Origin of the sequence: Enterobacter sp. JUb54 (assembly GCF_014298075.1) — a bacterium.
GTDB classification, from domain to species: Bacteria; Pseudomonadota; Gammaproteobacteria; order Enterobacterales; family Enterobacteriaceae; genus Klebsiella; species Klebsiella lignicola.
The window spans coordinates 3,998,587-4,012,383 of record NZ_CP060418.1; the positions used below are offsets into that span (position 1 = coordinate 3,998,587).

A 13,797-nucleotide genomic window follows, 5' to 3' on the forward strand; every position below is an offset into this window, starting at 1 on the left:
AAAAAGGCGGTCTATTGACCGCCTTCTCTGGCATTAACTACTACCGTAGATACTCAAAATAATTCAAGCTGCGGGAAAGCGGCAGGTTAGCGAGGCCCCAGGAACTTACTGAAGTAAGTGACTGGGGCGAACTAACGAAGCCAACGCATCAGCGGCTTGAAGAATGAAGAGTATTAGCTCTTTTTCTTCTCGCGGCTATGCAGCCCACGTTTCTCCAGACCACGATAAATCAGCTGCTGCTGAATAATGGTGACCAGGTTGCTGACGATATAGTAAACCACCAGACCAGACGGGAACCACAGGAAGAACACCGTGAAGATGACCGGCATAAAGGTCATGATCTTCTGCTGCATTGGGTCGGTCACGGTGGTCGGCGACATCTTCTGAATGAAGAACATCGTGGCGCCCATGATGATCGGCAGGATGTAGTACGGGTCTTGTGCAGACAGGTCGTGGATCCACAGGATAAACGGCGCATGACGCAGTTCAACCGAGGCGCTCAGCATGTAGTACAGCGCAAGGAAGATTGGCATCTGGATAATCAGCGGGAAGCAGCCACCCAGCGGGTTAACCTTCTCAGCTTTATACAGCGCCATCATTTCCTGACTTTGACGCTGTTTATCATCACCAAGACGCTCACGCATTGCCTGAATTTTCGGCTGCAGCATACGCATCTTCGCCATGGAGGTGTACTGCGCTTTGGTCAGCGGGTACATGATGCCACGAACGATAAAGGTAATAACGATGATCGAGAAGCCCCAGTTGCCCAGGAAGCTATGGATCCATTTCAGCAGCTTGAACAGCGGCTGAGAGATGAACCACAACCAGCCGTAGTCAACGGTCAGATCCAGGTGCGGCGCAACGGCTGCCATTTTGTCCTGAATTGCCGGGCCAACCCACAGTACGCTTTGCAGCTTGTCGGTCTGTCCTGGCTGAACCAGTACCGGCTGAGATTTATAGCCGATAGCGACAACACCGTTGCCAAGGTTCGAGGTGTAGAAGTTATTCGTACCGTTATTTTCCGGAACCCATGCTGTCGTAAAGTACTGCTGCAGCATGGCAACCCAACCGTTTTTGGTGTTGGTGTTCAGGTTCTCGTTATCGATGATGGTATCGAATTTATATTTTTCGTACTTCGACTCAGAAGTGGAATACGCGGCGCCACGGAAAGTGTGCATGGTGGACAGGCCACCGGTTTGCGTATCACGGCTGGTCGGCAGTGCTGCCGTTTGTTTCAGCTGACCGAACGTCGAAACTTCCAGCGGTTTTTCACTGGTGTTCTGTACGTTATAGCTCACGTTCACCGCATAATCACCGCGTTTCAGGGTGAAGGTTTTGGTGAATACGTTGCCAGCTTTATCGGTATAGGTCAGCGGAACGACGATTTCGTTCTGGCCTTCGGCCAGTACAAACGCATCTTTATCGACGTTATACAGCGGACGTGGGCCGTTAGCCGGGTTATCCGGGCCATCACGACCGGTTAAGCCGCTCTGTGCCTGATAGATAAACTGTGGCGTGGTTTCCAGTAACTGGAACGGTTCGTCTGACTTCAGTGCTTTCGGGTAAGTCGGAAGCAGAGATTGCTCAATATCACCACCACGGGTGTTGATAGTCAGCTCCAGCACGTCAGTTTTAACCGTAATCAGTTTCCCTTGGCCACTGGCCGGTACGCCCTGGTCTGCGGCGCTACCCGCTGCTGTGGTCGTAGTCTGCGTGGTCTGCTGCTGGGCTTGAGGATTGTTATCCTGCTCCCAGGCTTGCCAGATCATGAAAGACACGAACAACAAAGCGATGATAAGAAGATTGCGTTGCGAATCCATCGTTAGTGTTCTCTGGTATCAAATGGTCCAGGCGGGACGGGGTCGTCACCACCAGGGTGTAAAGGGTGGCATTTTAATACGCGTTTCACTGTCAACCAACTGCCTTTTATCATTCCAAACCTGCGCAAGGCCTCAATTCCGTACTGAGAACAGGTAGGCGTGAAACGACAATGCGGCCCGAGTAGCGGACTAATCAGGCGCTGATAGACCCGGATAAGGCCTATCAGGACCCTGGAGCCAGGCGACAATGGCGGCGCCATAATTTTTCCAACGCTTCCGAGAGAGCACGGTTATCGAGGTCAGCAACCCCTTTTTTTGCCACCACCACGAAATCCATAGGCGGGAGTTCATGTTGACGCAAACGAAAGCTTTCACGCGTCAGACGTTTAATCCGATTGCGTTCATGCGCGCGCTTGACGTTTTTCTTGGCGACGGTAAGACCGATGCGGGGATGCCCCAGCGAATTCAGGCGGCCGAGGATGGTGATTTGCGGCGTGCCAGCCCGTTGTGGCTGCTGGAAGACGAAAGTGAAATGACTGGGAGTTAACAAACGTAACTCCCTGGGAAATGCGAGCTTAACCACGCAGGGTTAGCTTTATTACTTGGAAACGGTCAGACGAGCACGGCTTTTAGCACGACGACGTGCCAGAACCTGACGACCATTTTTAGTAGCCATACGTGCACGGAAGCCGTGAGAACGGTTGCGCTTCAGTACAGACGGTTGAAAAGTGCGTTTCATGGCGGTTTCTACCTAAACTTGAATAAATTCACTGACTTTTGCGTATACCCGAACGAACTTCGAACGACTTACGCCTCAGCGATGGTGATTAAAGAGGCCGGATTGTAATAATTGTACACTCCGGAGTCAATTCTCTTTCCTTATTTCTCGCACGTTGTCGCACAAAAAATGACCGGCGACAGTCGACGGAAAACGGGCATTACGCGCCGGGTGGAGGATTATACGGCCTGACGGGTAAAGCGCAAGGATCGTAAAGGATCTTTGTTAGATCGTTTAGACCCAAAACCGACTTAGCTCATTAAATTTTCCGATATGTGGCTGAAATCGTCCCCCACTCTGCGCTGGATCGATTACACTTACCCGGCTTTGATCCTTCCTGTGGATAAATCGGGAAGAATCTGTTGAGAAACAGAAGATCTCTTTCTCAGTTTAGGCTATGATCCCCGGTCCTGATCGCGATCTACCGATCCGCATCGGATAAATACCGCAGATAGCGGTTCGCGCGTCACCCCTTTTGTGCAGGGGCTTTTCGGCCAATGCAGGGTCTTGTCGACGTGTGCCAACAATCACGATTGTTTCTTTTTTTCTTTATATCGATTTTATGTTCGAGTGGAGTCCGCCGTGTCACTTTCGCTTTGGCAGCAGTGTCTTGCCCGATTGCAGGATGAGTTACCAGCCACAGAATTCAGTATGTGGATACGCCCGTTGCAGGCGGAATTGAGCGATAACACGCTGGCACTGTATGCGCCAAACCGTTTTGTGCTCGATTGGGTAAGGGATAAATACCTCAATAATATCAATGGACTCCTCAATGATTTTTGCGGTGCTGATGCCCCACAGCTGCGATTTGAAGTCGGCACACGTCCGGCGGTACAGGCGCAAAGAGGCGCGGTAACGAGCAACGTTGCGGCCACCGTACCGGCGGCACAGGTGCAGACGGCGCGCGTGGCGCCAACCATCGTGCGTCCAGGCTGGGATAACGTCCCGGCACCGGCGGAACCGACCTACCGCTCTAACGTTAACGTCAAACATACCTTTGATAACTTTGTTGAAGGTAAGTCGAACCAGCTGGCCCGTGCCGCAGCACGTCAGGTCGCGGATAATCCTGGCGGCGCCTATAACCCTTTATTCCTTTATGGTGGTACCGGTCTGGGTAAAACCCACCTGTTGCACGCGGTCGGTAACGGCATCGTCGCGCGCAAACCGAACGCCAAAGTGGTTTATATGCACTCCGAGCGTTTTGTTCAGGACATGGTTAAAGCCTTGCAGAACAACGCCATTGAAGAGTTCAAACGCTACTACCGCTCCGTAGACGCCCTGCTGATCGATGATATTCAGTTCTTTGCTAATAAAGAACGTTCTCAGGAAGAGTTCTTCCACACCTTTAATGCCCTGCTGGAAGGTAATCAGCAGATCATTCTGACGTCGGATCGTTATCCAAAAGAGATCAATGGTGTTGAGGATCGTCTGAAATCCCGCTTCGGTTGGGGCCTGACGGTGGCGATCGAGCCGCCTGAGCTGGAAACCCGCGTAGCGATCCTGATGAAAAAGGCCGACGAAAACGACATTCGTCTGCCGGGTGAAGTCGCCTTCTTTATTGCCAAGCGTTTACGTTCAAACGTGCGTGAGCTGGAAGGGGCACTGAACCGCGTTATCGCCAACGCCAACTTTACCGGACGGGCGATCACCATCGATTTCGTGCGCGAAGCGCTGCGCGATCTGCTGGCTCTGCAGGAAAAACTGGTCACTATCGACAATATTCAAAAGACGGTGGCGGAGTACTACAAGATTAAGGTAGCGGATTTGCTGTCTAAACGCCGCTCCCGTTCGGTGGCGCGACCACGCCAGATGGCGATGGCGCTGGCGAAAGAGCTGACCAACCACAGCCTGCCGGAAATCGGCGATGCGTTTGGCGGCCGCGACCATACCACCGTGCTGCATGCATGCCGTAAGATTGAGCAGTTGCGTGAAGAAAGCCATGATATCAAAGAAGATTTTTCCAATTTAATCAGAACATTATCCTCGTGACGCTATGAAATTTACCGTAGAACGTGAACATTTATTAAAACCGCTGCAACAGGTGAGCGGTCCCTTAGGTGGCCGTCCGACGCTGCCCATTCTCGGTAACCTGCTGCTTCAGGTTTCGGATGGCGCCTTGTCGCTGACCGGCACGGACCTTGAAATGGAAATGGTGGCGCGCGTTGCGCTGATTCAGCCGCATGATGCGGGTGCAACCACCGTTCCGGCACGTAAATTTTTTGATATCTGCCGCGGTCTGCCCGAAGGCGCGGAGATTGCGGTACAGCTGGAGGGCGACCGGATGCTGGTACGCTCCGGGCGCAGCCGTTTCTCTCTGTCGACCCTGCCCGCAGCGGATTTCCCGAACCTTGATGACTGGCAGAGCGAAGTTGAATTTACCCTGCCGCAGGCGACCATGAAGCGTCTGATTGAAGCCACGCAGTTTTCGATGGCGCATCAGGATGTTCGCTACTACTTAAACGGCATGCTGTTTGAAACCGAAGGTGACGAACTGCGTACCGTTGCCACTGACGGACACCGCCTGGCGGTCTGTTCAATGCCGCTGGGCGAATCGTTGCCGAACCATTCGGTGATCGTGCCGCGTAAAGGGGTGATTGAGCTGATGCGCATGCTGGATGGCGGCGATACGCCGCTGCGCGTGCAGATTGGCAGCAATAATATTCGCGCCCACGTCGGTGATTTTATCTTCACTTCGAAGCTGGTTGACGGTCGTTTCCCGGATTATCGCCGCGTATTGCCGAAAAACCCGGACAAGCACCTCGATGCCGGCTGCGATATTCTGAAGCAGGCTTTTGCCCGCGCGGCGATCCTCTCGAACGAAAAATTCCGCGGCGTGCGTCTGTATGTCAGTGAAAACCAGCTGAAAATCACCGCCAATAACCCGGAACAGGAAGAAGCAGAAGAAATTCTTGATGTTTCTTACTCCGGCAGCGAGATGGAAATCGGCTTTAACGTCAGCTACGTGCTGGATGTGCTGAATGCGCTGAAGTGCGAAAACGTCCGTATTCTGCTGACCGACTCCGTTTCAAGCGTCCAGATTGAAGATGCAGCCAGTCAGAGCGCGGCTTACGTTGTCATGCCAATGCGTTTATAGAAAAGTATCGGGCTATCTTACTTGTTATTCTGGCTCCGGGCAGTGCTCGCAATCCTCACGTACTTCAGTACGCTCCGGTTGCTGTGCGCTGGCCGTAACCAGACTAACGGCGACGATAACGCCCTGGTTATGAGCTGATATGTCGCTTTCCCGACTTCTAATCAAAGACTTCCGCAATATTGAAAATGCGGATCTCGCTCTATCCCCTGGCTTTAACTTCCTGGTGGGTGCCAACGGCAGCGGTAAAACCAGCGTGCTGGAAGCTATCTATACGCTTGGCCACGGCCGGGCGTTTCGCAGTTTGCAGATTGGCCGGGTGATCCGTCACGAACAAGAGTCGTTTATTCTGCACGGACGTCTGCAGGGCGGCGAGCGTGAAGTCTCCATCGGCCTGACCAAAGATAAGCAGGGCGACAGCAAGGTGCGGATTGACGGCACCGATGGCCACAAGGTGGCGGAGCTGGCGCACCTGATGCCGATGCAGCTGATTACGCCTGAAGGGTTTACTTTACTCAACGGCGGCCCCAAATACAGAAGAGCCTTCCTTGACTGGGGATGCTTTCACAATGAAGCCGGGTTCTTTACCGCCTGGAGCAACCTCAAGCGCCTGCTGAAGCAGCGCAATGCCGCGTTGCGCCAGGTCAGTCGCTATGCTCAGATACGGCCCTGGGATCAGGAACTTATTCCGCTGGCGGAACAAATCAGCCGTTGGCGTGCCGAATATAGCGCCGCTATCGTCGAAGACATGGCGGATACCTGTAAGCAGTTTTTACCTGAATTCTCTCTGGCCTTCTCCTTCCAGCGCGGCTGGGAGAAAGAAACGGATTACTCCGAAGTGCTGGAGCGGAATTTCGAGCGTGACCGCATGCTGACCTACACCGCCCACGGCCCGCACAAAGCGGATTTCCGCATTCGTGCCGATGGCGCGCCGGTCGAAGATACCTTGTCACGTGGGCAGCTTAAACTCCTGATGTGCGCGCTACGACTGGCGCAGGGAGAGTTTCTAACCCGCGAAAGCGGAAGACGCTGTCTGTATCTGATAGATGATTTTGCCTCGGAACTGGACGACGCACGGCGCGGTCTGCTTGCCAGCCGCTTAAAAGCCACGCAGTCGCAGGTTTTCGTCAGCGCCATCAGCGCTGAACACGTAATGGACATGTCGGACAAAAATTCGAAGATGTTCACCGTGGAAAAGGGTAAAATAACGGATTAACCTAAGTTTAAATGAGCGAGAAACGTTGATGTCGAATTCTTATGACTCCTCCAGTATCAAAGTCCTGAAAGGGCTGGATGCGGTGCGTAAGCGCCCGGGTATGTATATCGGCGACACGGATGACGGCACCGGTCTGCACCACATGGTATTCGAGGTTGTGGATAACGCTATCGACGAAGCGCTCGCAGGTTACTGTAAAGATATCGTTGTCACCATCCATAGCGATAACTCCGTCTCCGTACAGGATGACGGACGCGGTATTCCGACCGGTATTCACCCGGAAGAGGGCGTATCGGCGGCAGAAGTCATCATGACCGTCCTGCACGCAGGCGGTAAATTCGATGATAACTCTTATAAAGTTTCCGGCGGCCTGCACGGCGTAGGCGTTTCCGTGGTTAACGCCCTGTCGCAGAAGCTGGAGCTGGTTATTCAGCGCGACAATAAAGTTCACCGTCAGATCTATGCGCACGGTGTGCCGCAGGCTCCGCTGGCAGTGACCGGTGAGACCGAAAAAACCGGCACCATGGTACGTTTCTGGCCAAGCTATGAAACCTTCACCAACGTTGTCGAGTTCGAATACGAGATCCTGGCAAAACGTCTGCGCGAGCTGTCGTTCCTGAACTCCGGGGTTTCTATCCGCCTGCGCGACAAGCGTGACGGTAAAGAAGACCATTTCCACTACGAAGGCGGCATCAAGGCGTTCGTTGAGTATCTCAATAAGAACAAAACGCCGATCCACCCGAATATCTTCTACTTCTCCACCGAAAAAGACGGTATTGGCGTCGAAGTGGCGCTGCAGTGGAACGACGGCTTCCAGGAAAACATCTACTGCTTCACCAACAACATCCCGCAGCGCGATGGCGGTACTCACCTTGCGGGCTTCCGCGCGGCGATGACCCGTACCCTGAACGCCTATATGGATAAAGAAGGCTACAGCAAAAAAGCCAAAGTCAGCGCCACCGGCGACGATGCGCGTGAAGGCCTGATTGCCGTTGTCTCCGTGAAGGTACCGGATCCGAAATTCTCCTCGCAGACCAAAGACAAACTGGTCTCCTCCGAGGTGAAAACCGCGGTTGAACAGCAGATGAATGAACTGCTGAACGAATACCTGCTGGAAAATCCGTCTGACGCGAAAATCGTGGTAGGCAAAATTATCGATGCGGCTCGCGCTCGTGAAGCCGCGCGTCGTGCACGTGAAATGACCCGTCGTAAAGGCGCGCTGGACCTGGCAGGCCTGCCGGGCAAACTGGCTGACTGTCAGGAACGTGACCCGGCGCTGTCCGAACTGTACCTCGTGGAAGGGGACTCCGCGGGCGGCTCTGCTAAGCAGGGTCGTAACCGTAAGAACCAGGCGATTCTGCCGCTGAAGGGTAAAATCCTCAACGTTGAGAAAGCCCGTTTCGACAAGATGCTCTCTTCTCAGGAAGTGGCGACGCTGATCACCGCCCTGGGCTGTGGTATCGGCCGTGACGAATACAACCCGGATAAGCTGCGCTATCACAGCATCATTATCATGACCGATGCGGACGTCGATGGCTCGCACATCCGTACGCTGCTGCTGACCTTCTTCTACCGTCAGATGCCGGAAATTGTTGAGCGTGGCCATGTCTACATTGCTCAGCCGCCGCTGTACAAAGTGAAGAAAGGCAAGCAGGAACAGTACATCAAAGACGACGAAGCGATGGACCAGTACCAGATTTCTATCGCTCTGGATGGCGCGACCCTGCACACCAACGCCAGCGCGCCAGCACTGGCCGGCGAAGCGTTAGAAAAACTGGTAGCCGAATTCAACGGCACGCAGAAAATGATTGTTCGCATGGAGCGTCGCTTCCCGAAATCACTGCTGAAAGAGCTGATTTACCAGCCAACGCTGAACGAAGCCGACCTCTCTGATGAGCAGATCGTGACCCGTTGGGTGAACGCGCTGGTGAGCGATCTGAATGAAAAAGAGCAGCACGGTAGCCAGTGGAAGTTCGATATTCACGAAAATACCGAACTGCAGCTGTTCGAACCGATTATCCGCGTGCGTACTCACGGCGTAGACACCGACTATCCGTTGGATCACGAGTTTGTCACCGGCGGCGAATATCGTCGTATCTGTGCCCTGGGTGAGAAACTGCGCGGTCTGATCGAAGACGACGCGTTTATCGAACGTGGCGAGCGCCGTCAGCCGGTTGCCAGCTTTGAGCAGGCGCTGGAGTGGCTGGTTAAAGAGTCCCGCCGCGGCCTGTCTATCCAGCGCTATAAAGGTCTGGGCGAGATGAACCCGGATCAGCTGTGGGAAACCACCATGGATCCGGACAGCCGTCGCATGCTGCGCGTGACCGTGAAGGATGCGATTGCCGCCGACCAGCTGTTCACCACCCTGATGGGTGATGCCGTTGAACCACGTCGTGCCTTTATCGAAGAGAACGCCCTGAAAGCGGCGAATATCGATATTTAATCGTTGCGATAGGGTCATACTCAGGCCGCGCGTTCAGCGCGGCTTTTTTATGGGCGCGGGTCAGGATCCAGCGACATCACTGCCGGCAAGCGACTCACCAGCCTGTCGATGGCTATTCTCACCCTCAGGGGCAAATGTGCCGTTTGTTGCCAGACGGCATGAACGGGGAAGCGCACATCAGCTGCCTGCTTGAACAGCGGGACGAGTTTTCCATTTTGCAGGTCCTGGCGCACCATCCAGCAGGGCAACCATGCTATGCCGTGTCCGGCCAGCGCGGCGTCGCAGATCGCCTGTAAATCATCCATATTCAGTGATGACCGGGGCACGATTGTGTGCGGCGTTCCTTCGTTATCCGCAAGTTGCCAGGGCAAAACCCGACCGGCGCGCAGATAGTTGATGGCCGAATGCTGATGTAAATCGGCAATGGTGTGTGGCTGGCCGTGATTCATCAGATAATCCGGCGCGGCGCACAGCACCATTCTGTGTTCCCCCAGCCTTCTGGCGGCCAGCACGGTGCTGTCTGCCAGTGCGCCATTGCGCACCGCCATATCAAACCCTTCCTCGATGAGATCCACCACCCGGTCGCTGAATGACATTTCCAGCTCAAGCCCCGGATGTTCCTGTGCCAGCTCAATTAACAGCGGCGCGATGCACTGACGACCAAACAGCATGGGCATCGCGACACGCAGGCGGCCACGCACCTGCTGTTTCCCGGTTTCCAGCAGCGATTCGGCACCACGAATCTCCTCCAGCGCGCGCAGGCAGTGCTCATAAAACAGTGCGCCGCTATCCGTCAGGCTCTGGCTGCGTGTTGTGCGTTGAAACAGACGCACCTCCAGCCGCTCTTCAAGCCGGGCGATGCTCTTGCCCACCGCCGAACGAGATAAGTGCAGACGAATTGCCGCCTGCGCAAAACTTCCCGCCTCAACGGCGGCCACGAAAACGGGAATATCCTTCAGCGTATCGGTCATAGATTGTATCGATTTTGGCGTCAATGATGGGAAAAGTTATCGCCACTGGCGACGGTTAGTCAACGCTAAACTGTCGCTACTGAAGCCTTTTGATGGCAGGAGAAAAACGATGACAGAGACAATGCAACGCTGGTCAATGAACGCCCTTGGGCGCGAGAATCTCAGACTCATTCAGGAGCCGGTTCCCCGGCCTGGCCCCGGTGAAGTGCGCGTGCGCGTGAACGCCGTCGCGCTCAACTATCGCGATAAAATGGTCATTGAAGGCACTATGCCGATTTCACTTTCCTTCCCCTTTACGCCAGCGTCGGATATGGCGGGCGTGGTGGAGAGTACGGGGGCGGGCGTCACGCGTTTTAAATCCGGCGATCGCGTTATCTCGACCTTCTTCCCTGAGTGGATCGACGGCAAGCCGGTCGCGGACGCACGCCACCTGCCCTATAAAACGCTTGGGGGTTACTTCCAGGGCATGCTGGCTGAATACGTGATTGTGAATGAAAACGGGCTGGTGGCTGCCCCGCAAATGCTGGATGACGCTGAGGCCAGCACCTTACCTTGCGCAGGGCTTACCGCCTGGTTCGCGCTGGTGGAACGCGGGAATTTACGCGCCGGCCAGTCGGTGCTGGTGCAAGGCACCGGAGGGGTTGCGATATTCGCTCTGCAAATTGCAAAAGCGCAGGGGGCAGAGGTTTTTGTCACCTCCGGCAGCGATGAAAAGCTGGCGCAGGCCAAAAAGCTCGGCGCCGATCACGGCATTAACCGACTCAAAGGCGACTGGGCAGAAGAGATATATCAGCTGACCGACGATCGCGGTATCGACCATATTATCGAAACCGTCGGCGGGGAGAACCTGAGGCATTCCCTGCGAGCCGTTGCCGTTCATGGTCGCATATCGGTGATTGGCGTTCTGGGCGGGAGTGAAATCTCGCTGCCAGCCAGCGAGCTGTTGCTGAAATCGCCGGTTATTCAGGGAATTGGGGTTGGGCACCGCCGCGCGCTGGAAGATTTCGTCCGCGCCGTTGAGGTGACCGGGTTGAAACCGGTGATCGAGCAGCGCTACCGCTTTAACCAGCTTGAACAGGCGCTTGAACATCTCGATCGTGGGGCGTTTGGTAAAATCGTCCTCACCCGCGAGTGAGCCAGGTTCCCCAGGACGGGCGTAAAAGGGGTGTTTTTGCTGCGCAATGTAGCTCTATTTTTGCGAGCTTAATCGCGTTAGCATGAGGTAGCACTCATTTATCCTGGGGATCTCATGGCTATCAAACTTATTGCAATCGATATGGACGGCACGCTGCTGCTGCCTGACCATACCATCTCTCCTGCAGTGAAAGCGGCGATTGCCGCAGCACGCGCACGCGGCGTCAATGTGGTACTGACCACCGGGCGCCCGTATGCCGGAGTTCACAGCTATCTGAAAGAACTGCAGATGGAACAGCCGGGAGACTACTGCATCACCTACAACGGTGCGCTGGTACAGAAAGCGAGCGACGGCAGCACCGTGGCGCAAACGGCGCTGAGCTATGACGACTACCGCTATCTCGAGCAGCTCTCCCGTGACGTGGGGTCGCATTTTCATGCCCTTGACCGCAATACGCTGTACACCGCCAACCGCGATGTCAGCTACTACACGGTGCATGAATCCTATGTCGCGACGATCCCGCTGGTCTTCTGCGAAGCCGAAAATATGGACTCGAACATCCAGCTGCTGAAGGTGATGATGATCGATGAGCCGGCGATCCTCGACCAGGCTATTGCCCGCATCCCGGCGGAAGTGAAAGAGAAATATACCGTGCTGAAAAGCGCGCCATACTTCCTCGAAATCCTCGATAAACGCGTCAATAAAGGGACCGGCGTGAAATCGCTGGCCGACGCGCTGAATATCAAGCAGGACGAGATCATGGCGATTGGCGATCAGGAAAATGACATTGCGATGATTGAGTTCGCTGGCGTCGGCGTGGCGATGGACAACGCCATCCCAACGGTGAAAGAAGCTGCAAACTTTATTACTAAATCGAACCTGGAAGATGGCGTGGCCTGGGCGATTGAGAAGTACGTATTATCCTGACCGAACTTTCAGGCCCGGCAGCTCCGGGCCTGAAAACCCGCCGATGGTGCGTAAAATGAATCACTTAGGTCCTTTTTTTGCACTGAAAGGGGGAAATCCGCACTTATCCCTTCCCTTGATGACGACGAATTCTATAAGCTTTCCTGTTTAACGTTCGACGACCCCATTTCTGCTCCGAAAGAGTCAGGCTGGATGCCAGCTATACTCAAATTCGACGCTATCTTGCTTTACTGGCCGTCACCATTTTTTATCTCTGGAGAGCATCGTTGTTGAGCACGCTGCGTAGCGTCATTCTGTGTTGCATTACATGCTCGTTTATCGGGCAGGTTCAGGCGCAGGCCCTTAACCGGGAGCAGATTGACGACTGGCTAAAACGGCTGGGCGCCAGCGACAAATTTGATGCCTCCAAAGGTATCGACTGGGGCGTGATGCCTGGTCCGTTTTATACGCCGGAATTAGGCCTCGGGATCGGAACCGCGGTGGTCGGTATGTACCGGCCTGACCCCAATGACACCCTCAGTCAAAACTCGACCTTAACGCTCAGCGGCTATGCCAGCTCTACCGGCGCCTTCGGCGTCAGCGTCAAGAATTACGCCTTTTTTGCTGACGATCGCTGGCGTATTTTTCTTGAAGGCTCGCTGGCCAATACGCCCACCTACTACTGGGGTCAGGGCTTCGCCGCCGCCGATAATGACGGCGACAAAGAGAAATATACCGCTCAGGTGCTGACGCTGCGCCCCACGGTCTATCGCCAGCTGGTGGACAACGTATATCTTGGGGTTGGCTGGTCGCTGGCGGCCCAGAATGCCGACGAAATGGACCGGGAAGATCTGCCGAAAATAGAAAGTACCCCTCAGGGGCCGTCGGTCTTCAGTTCTGGCGTCAGCATTGATTTAACCTGGGACGACCGCGATTTTGTCCCCAACCCGCGTCAGGGCCAGTACGCCGATCTGCGGTATACCCACTACGCGCCGGGCCTCGGGAGCGACACCCGATTTGACGAATTCCATCTGCACTACAGCCGCTACACCGCGCTCAGCGACAAAAGCGTGCTGGCCTGGGAGGCCGACGGGGTCTTTACCCAGGGCGATGTGCCGTGGAGCATGCTCCCGCTGCTGGGCAGCGATGAACGTATGCGCGGCTACTATCAGGGGCGCTATCGCGATAAAAACGTATTCAGCTCGCAGCTGGAGTATCGCCGTCAGCTAACCTGGCGCCACGGCATTGTTGCCTGGGTGGGCGCCGGAACGATGGGGCCGTCCGTCGATACGCTTAATGATGGCCGCTGGCTACCGACGGCGGGCGTTGGCTATCGTTTTGAATTTAAACCTAAGGTGAATATCCGCCTCGACTATGGCATTGGCAAAGGCAGCAGCGGCTTTTACTTCCAGGTCGGCGAGGCCTTCTGACCGCCAT

General features: G+C 54.9%; 11 protein-coding genes and 1 pseudogene. 7 read left to right on the forward strand and 5 right to left on the reverse strand.

The window, feature by feature from the left end; genetic code table 11:
- Nucleotides 1-173: 173 nt before the first annotated feature.
- From yidC to rpmH, 4 genes are read right to left on the reverse strand one after another with little or no spacing between them, the layout of a single operon-like run.
- Nucleotides 174-1,820, reverse strand: a complete 1,647-nt coding sequence (gene yidC / locus HF679_RS18410; RefSeq protein ID WP_123756987.1) for a membrane protein insertase YidC — start codon at nucleotides 1,818-1,820, stop codon at nucleotides 174-176.
- Nucleotides 1,821-1,822: 2 nt separating this feature from the next.
- Nucleotides 1,823-2,080: a membrane protein insertion efficiency factor YidD gene (gene yidD / locus HF679_RS18415; protein WP_123756988.1), complete on the reverse strand. Its 258-nt coding sequence runs from the start codon at nucleotides 2,078-2,080 to the stop codon at nucleotides 1,823-1,825.
- Nucleotides 2,044-2,403, reverse strand: a complete 360-nt coding sequence (rnpA, locus tag HF679_RS18420; protein ID WP_049264554.1) for a ribonuclease P protein component — start codon at nucleotides 2,401-2,403, stop codon at nucleotides 2,044-2,046. Before rnpA ends, yidD begins: the two co-directional genes overlap by 37 nt.
- Before the next feature lie 15 nt (nucleotides 2,404-2,418).
- Complete coding sequence (gene rpmH / locus HF679_RS18425; RefSeq protein WP_004871828.1) at nucleotides 2,419-2,559, reverse strand: 50S ribosomal protein L34; 141 nt, start codon at nucleotides 2,557-2,559, stop codon at nucleotides 2,419-2,421.
- Nucleotides 2,560-3,180: 621 nt separating this feature from the next.
- On the opposite strand from rpmH, the gene dnaA reads away from it, so the two are divergent.
- The 4 genes from dnaA (at nucleotide 3,181) to gyrB (ending at nucleotide 9,348) form a co-directional block, all read left to right on the forward strand.
- On the forward strand, nucleotides 3,181-4,587 hold the full coding sequence (gene dnaA / locus HF679_RS18430; RefSeq protein ID WP_123756989.1) for a chromosomal replication initiator protein DnaA: 1,407 nt from the start codon (nucleotides 3,181-3,183) through the stop codon (nucleotides 4,585-4,587).
- A 4-nt stretch (nucleotides 4,588-4,591) separates the two neighbouring features.
- Entirely contained in the window at nucleotides 4,592-5,692 is a 1,101-nt protein-coding gene (gene dnaN / locus HF679_RS18435; RefSeq protein WP_123756990.1) for a DNA polymerase III subunit beta, read from the forward strand.
- A gap of 139 nt (nucleotides 5,693-5,831) precedes the next feature.
- Nucleotides 5,832-6,905 (forward strand): DNA replication/repair protein RecF, encoded by a 1,074-nt coding sequence (gene recF, locus HF679_RS18440; protein ID WP_123756991.1) that lies wholly within the window; start codon nucleotides 5,832-5,834, stop codon nucleotides 6,903-6,905.
- Between the two features lie 28 nt (nucleotides 6,906-6,933).
- Complete coding sequence (gene gyrB / locus HF679_RS18445; protein ID WP_123756992.1) at nucleotides 6,934-9,348, forward strand: DNA topoisomerase (ATP-hydrolyzing) subunit B; 2,415 nt, start codon at nucleotides 6,934-6,936, stop codon at nucleotides 9,346-9,348.
- A 33-nt stretch (nucleotides 9,349-9,381) separates the two neighbouring features.
- Here gyrB and HF679_RS18450 read toward each other — a convergent pair.
- A pseudogene (locus HF679_RS18450) lies at nucleotides 9,382-10,319 on the reverse strand (LysR substrate-binding domain-containing protein).
- Between the two features lie 109 nt (nucleotides 10,320-10,428).
- Between HF679_RS18450 and HF679_RS18455 the strand changes: the two are divergent.
- The 3 genes from HF679_RS18455 to HF679_RS18465 all read left to right on the forward strand — a co-directional run bounded on the left by HF679_RS18455 (nucleotide 10,429) and on the right by HF679_RS18465 (nucleotide 13,790).
- The gene (locus HF679_RS18455) at nucleotides 10,429-11,454 is read left to right on the forward strand and encodes a zinc-dependent alcohol dehydrogenase family protein (protein ID WP_123756994.1); all 1,026 of its coding nucleotides are present in this window, start codon (nucleotides 10,429-10,431) and stop codon (nucleotides 11,452-11,454) included.
- 114 nt (nucleotides 11,455-11,568) lie between these two features.
- Nucleotides 11,569-12,381, forward strand: coding sequence for a sugar-phosphatase (gene yidA, locus HF679_RS18460; RefSeq protein WP_123756995.1), 813 nt, complete (start codon nucleotides 11,569-11,571; stop codon nucleotides 12,379-12,381).
- A 278-nt stretch (nucleotides 12,382-12,659) separates the two neighbouring features.
- Nucleotides 12,660-13,790 (forward strand): BamA/TamA family outer membrane protein, encoded by a 1,131-nt coding sequence (locus HF679_RS18465; protein ID WP_187043067.1) that lies wholly within the window; start codon nucleotides 12,660-12,662, stop codon nucleotides 13,788-13,790.
- Nucleotides 13,791-13,797: the final 7 nt, after the last annotated feature.

What these genes read in the sequence shown, in the direction of transcription:
- gyrB (WP_123756992.1), top strand. Translation starts at nt 6,934, where the DNA reads ATGTCGAATTCTTATGACTCCTCCAGTATCAAAGTCCTGAAAGGGCTG.
- yidC (WP_123756987.1), bottom strand. Translation starts at nt 1,820, where the DNA reads ATGGATTCGCAACGCAATCTTCTTATCATCGCTTTGTTGTTCGTGTCT.
- yidD (WP_123756988.1), bottom strand. Translation starts at nt 2,080, where the DNA reads ATGGCGCCGCCATTGTCGCCTGGCTCCAGGGTCCTGATAGGCCTTATC.
- recF (WP_123756991.1), top strand. Translation starts at nt 5,832, where the DNA reads ATGTCGCTTTCCCGACTTCTAATCAAAGACTTCCGCAATATTGAAAAT.
- dnaN (WP_123756990.1), top strand. Translation starts at nt 4,592, where the DNA reads ATGAAATTTACCGTAGAACGTGAACATTTATTAAAACCGCTGCAACAG.
- yidA (WP_123756995.1), top strand. Translation starts at nt 11,569, where the DNA reads ATGGCTATCAAACTTATTGCAATCGATATGGACGGCACGCTGCTGCTG.
- rpmH (WP_004871828.1), bottom strand. Translation starts at nt 2,559, where the DNA reads ATGAAACGCACTTTTCAACCGTCTGTACTGAAGCGCAACCGTTCTCAC.
- HF679_RS18455 (WP_123756994.1), top strand. Translation starts at nt 10,429, where the DNA reads ATGACAGAGACAATGCAACGCTGGTCAATGAACGCCCTTGGGCGCGAG.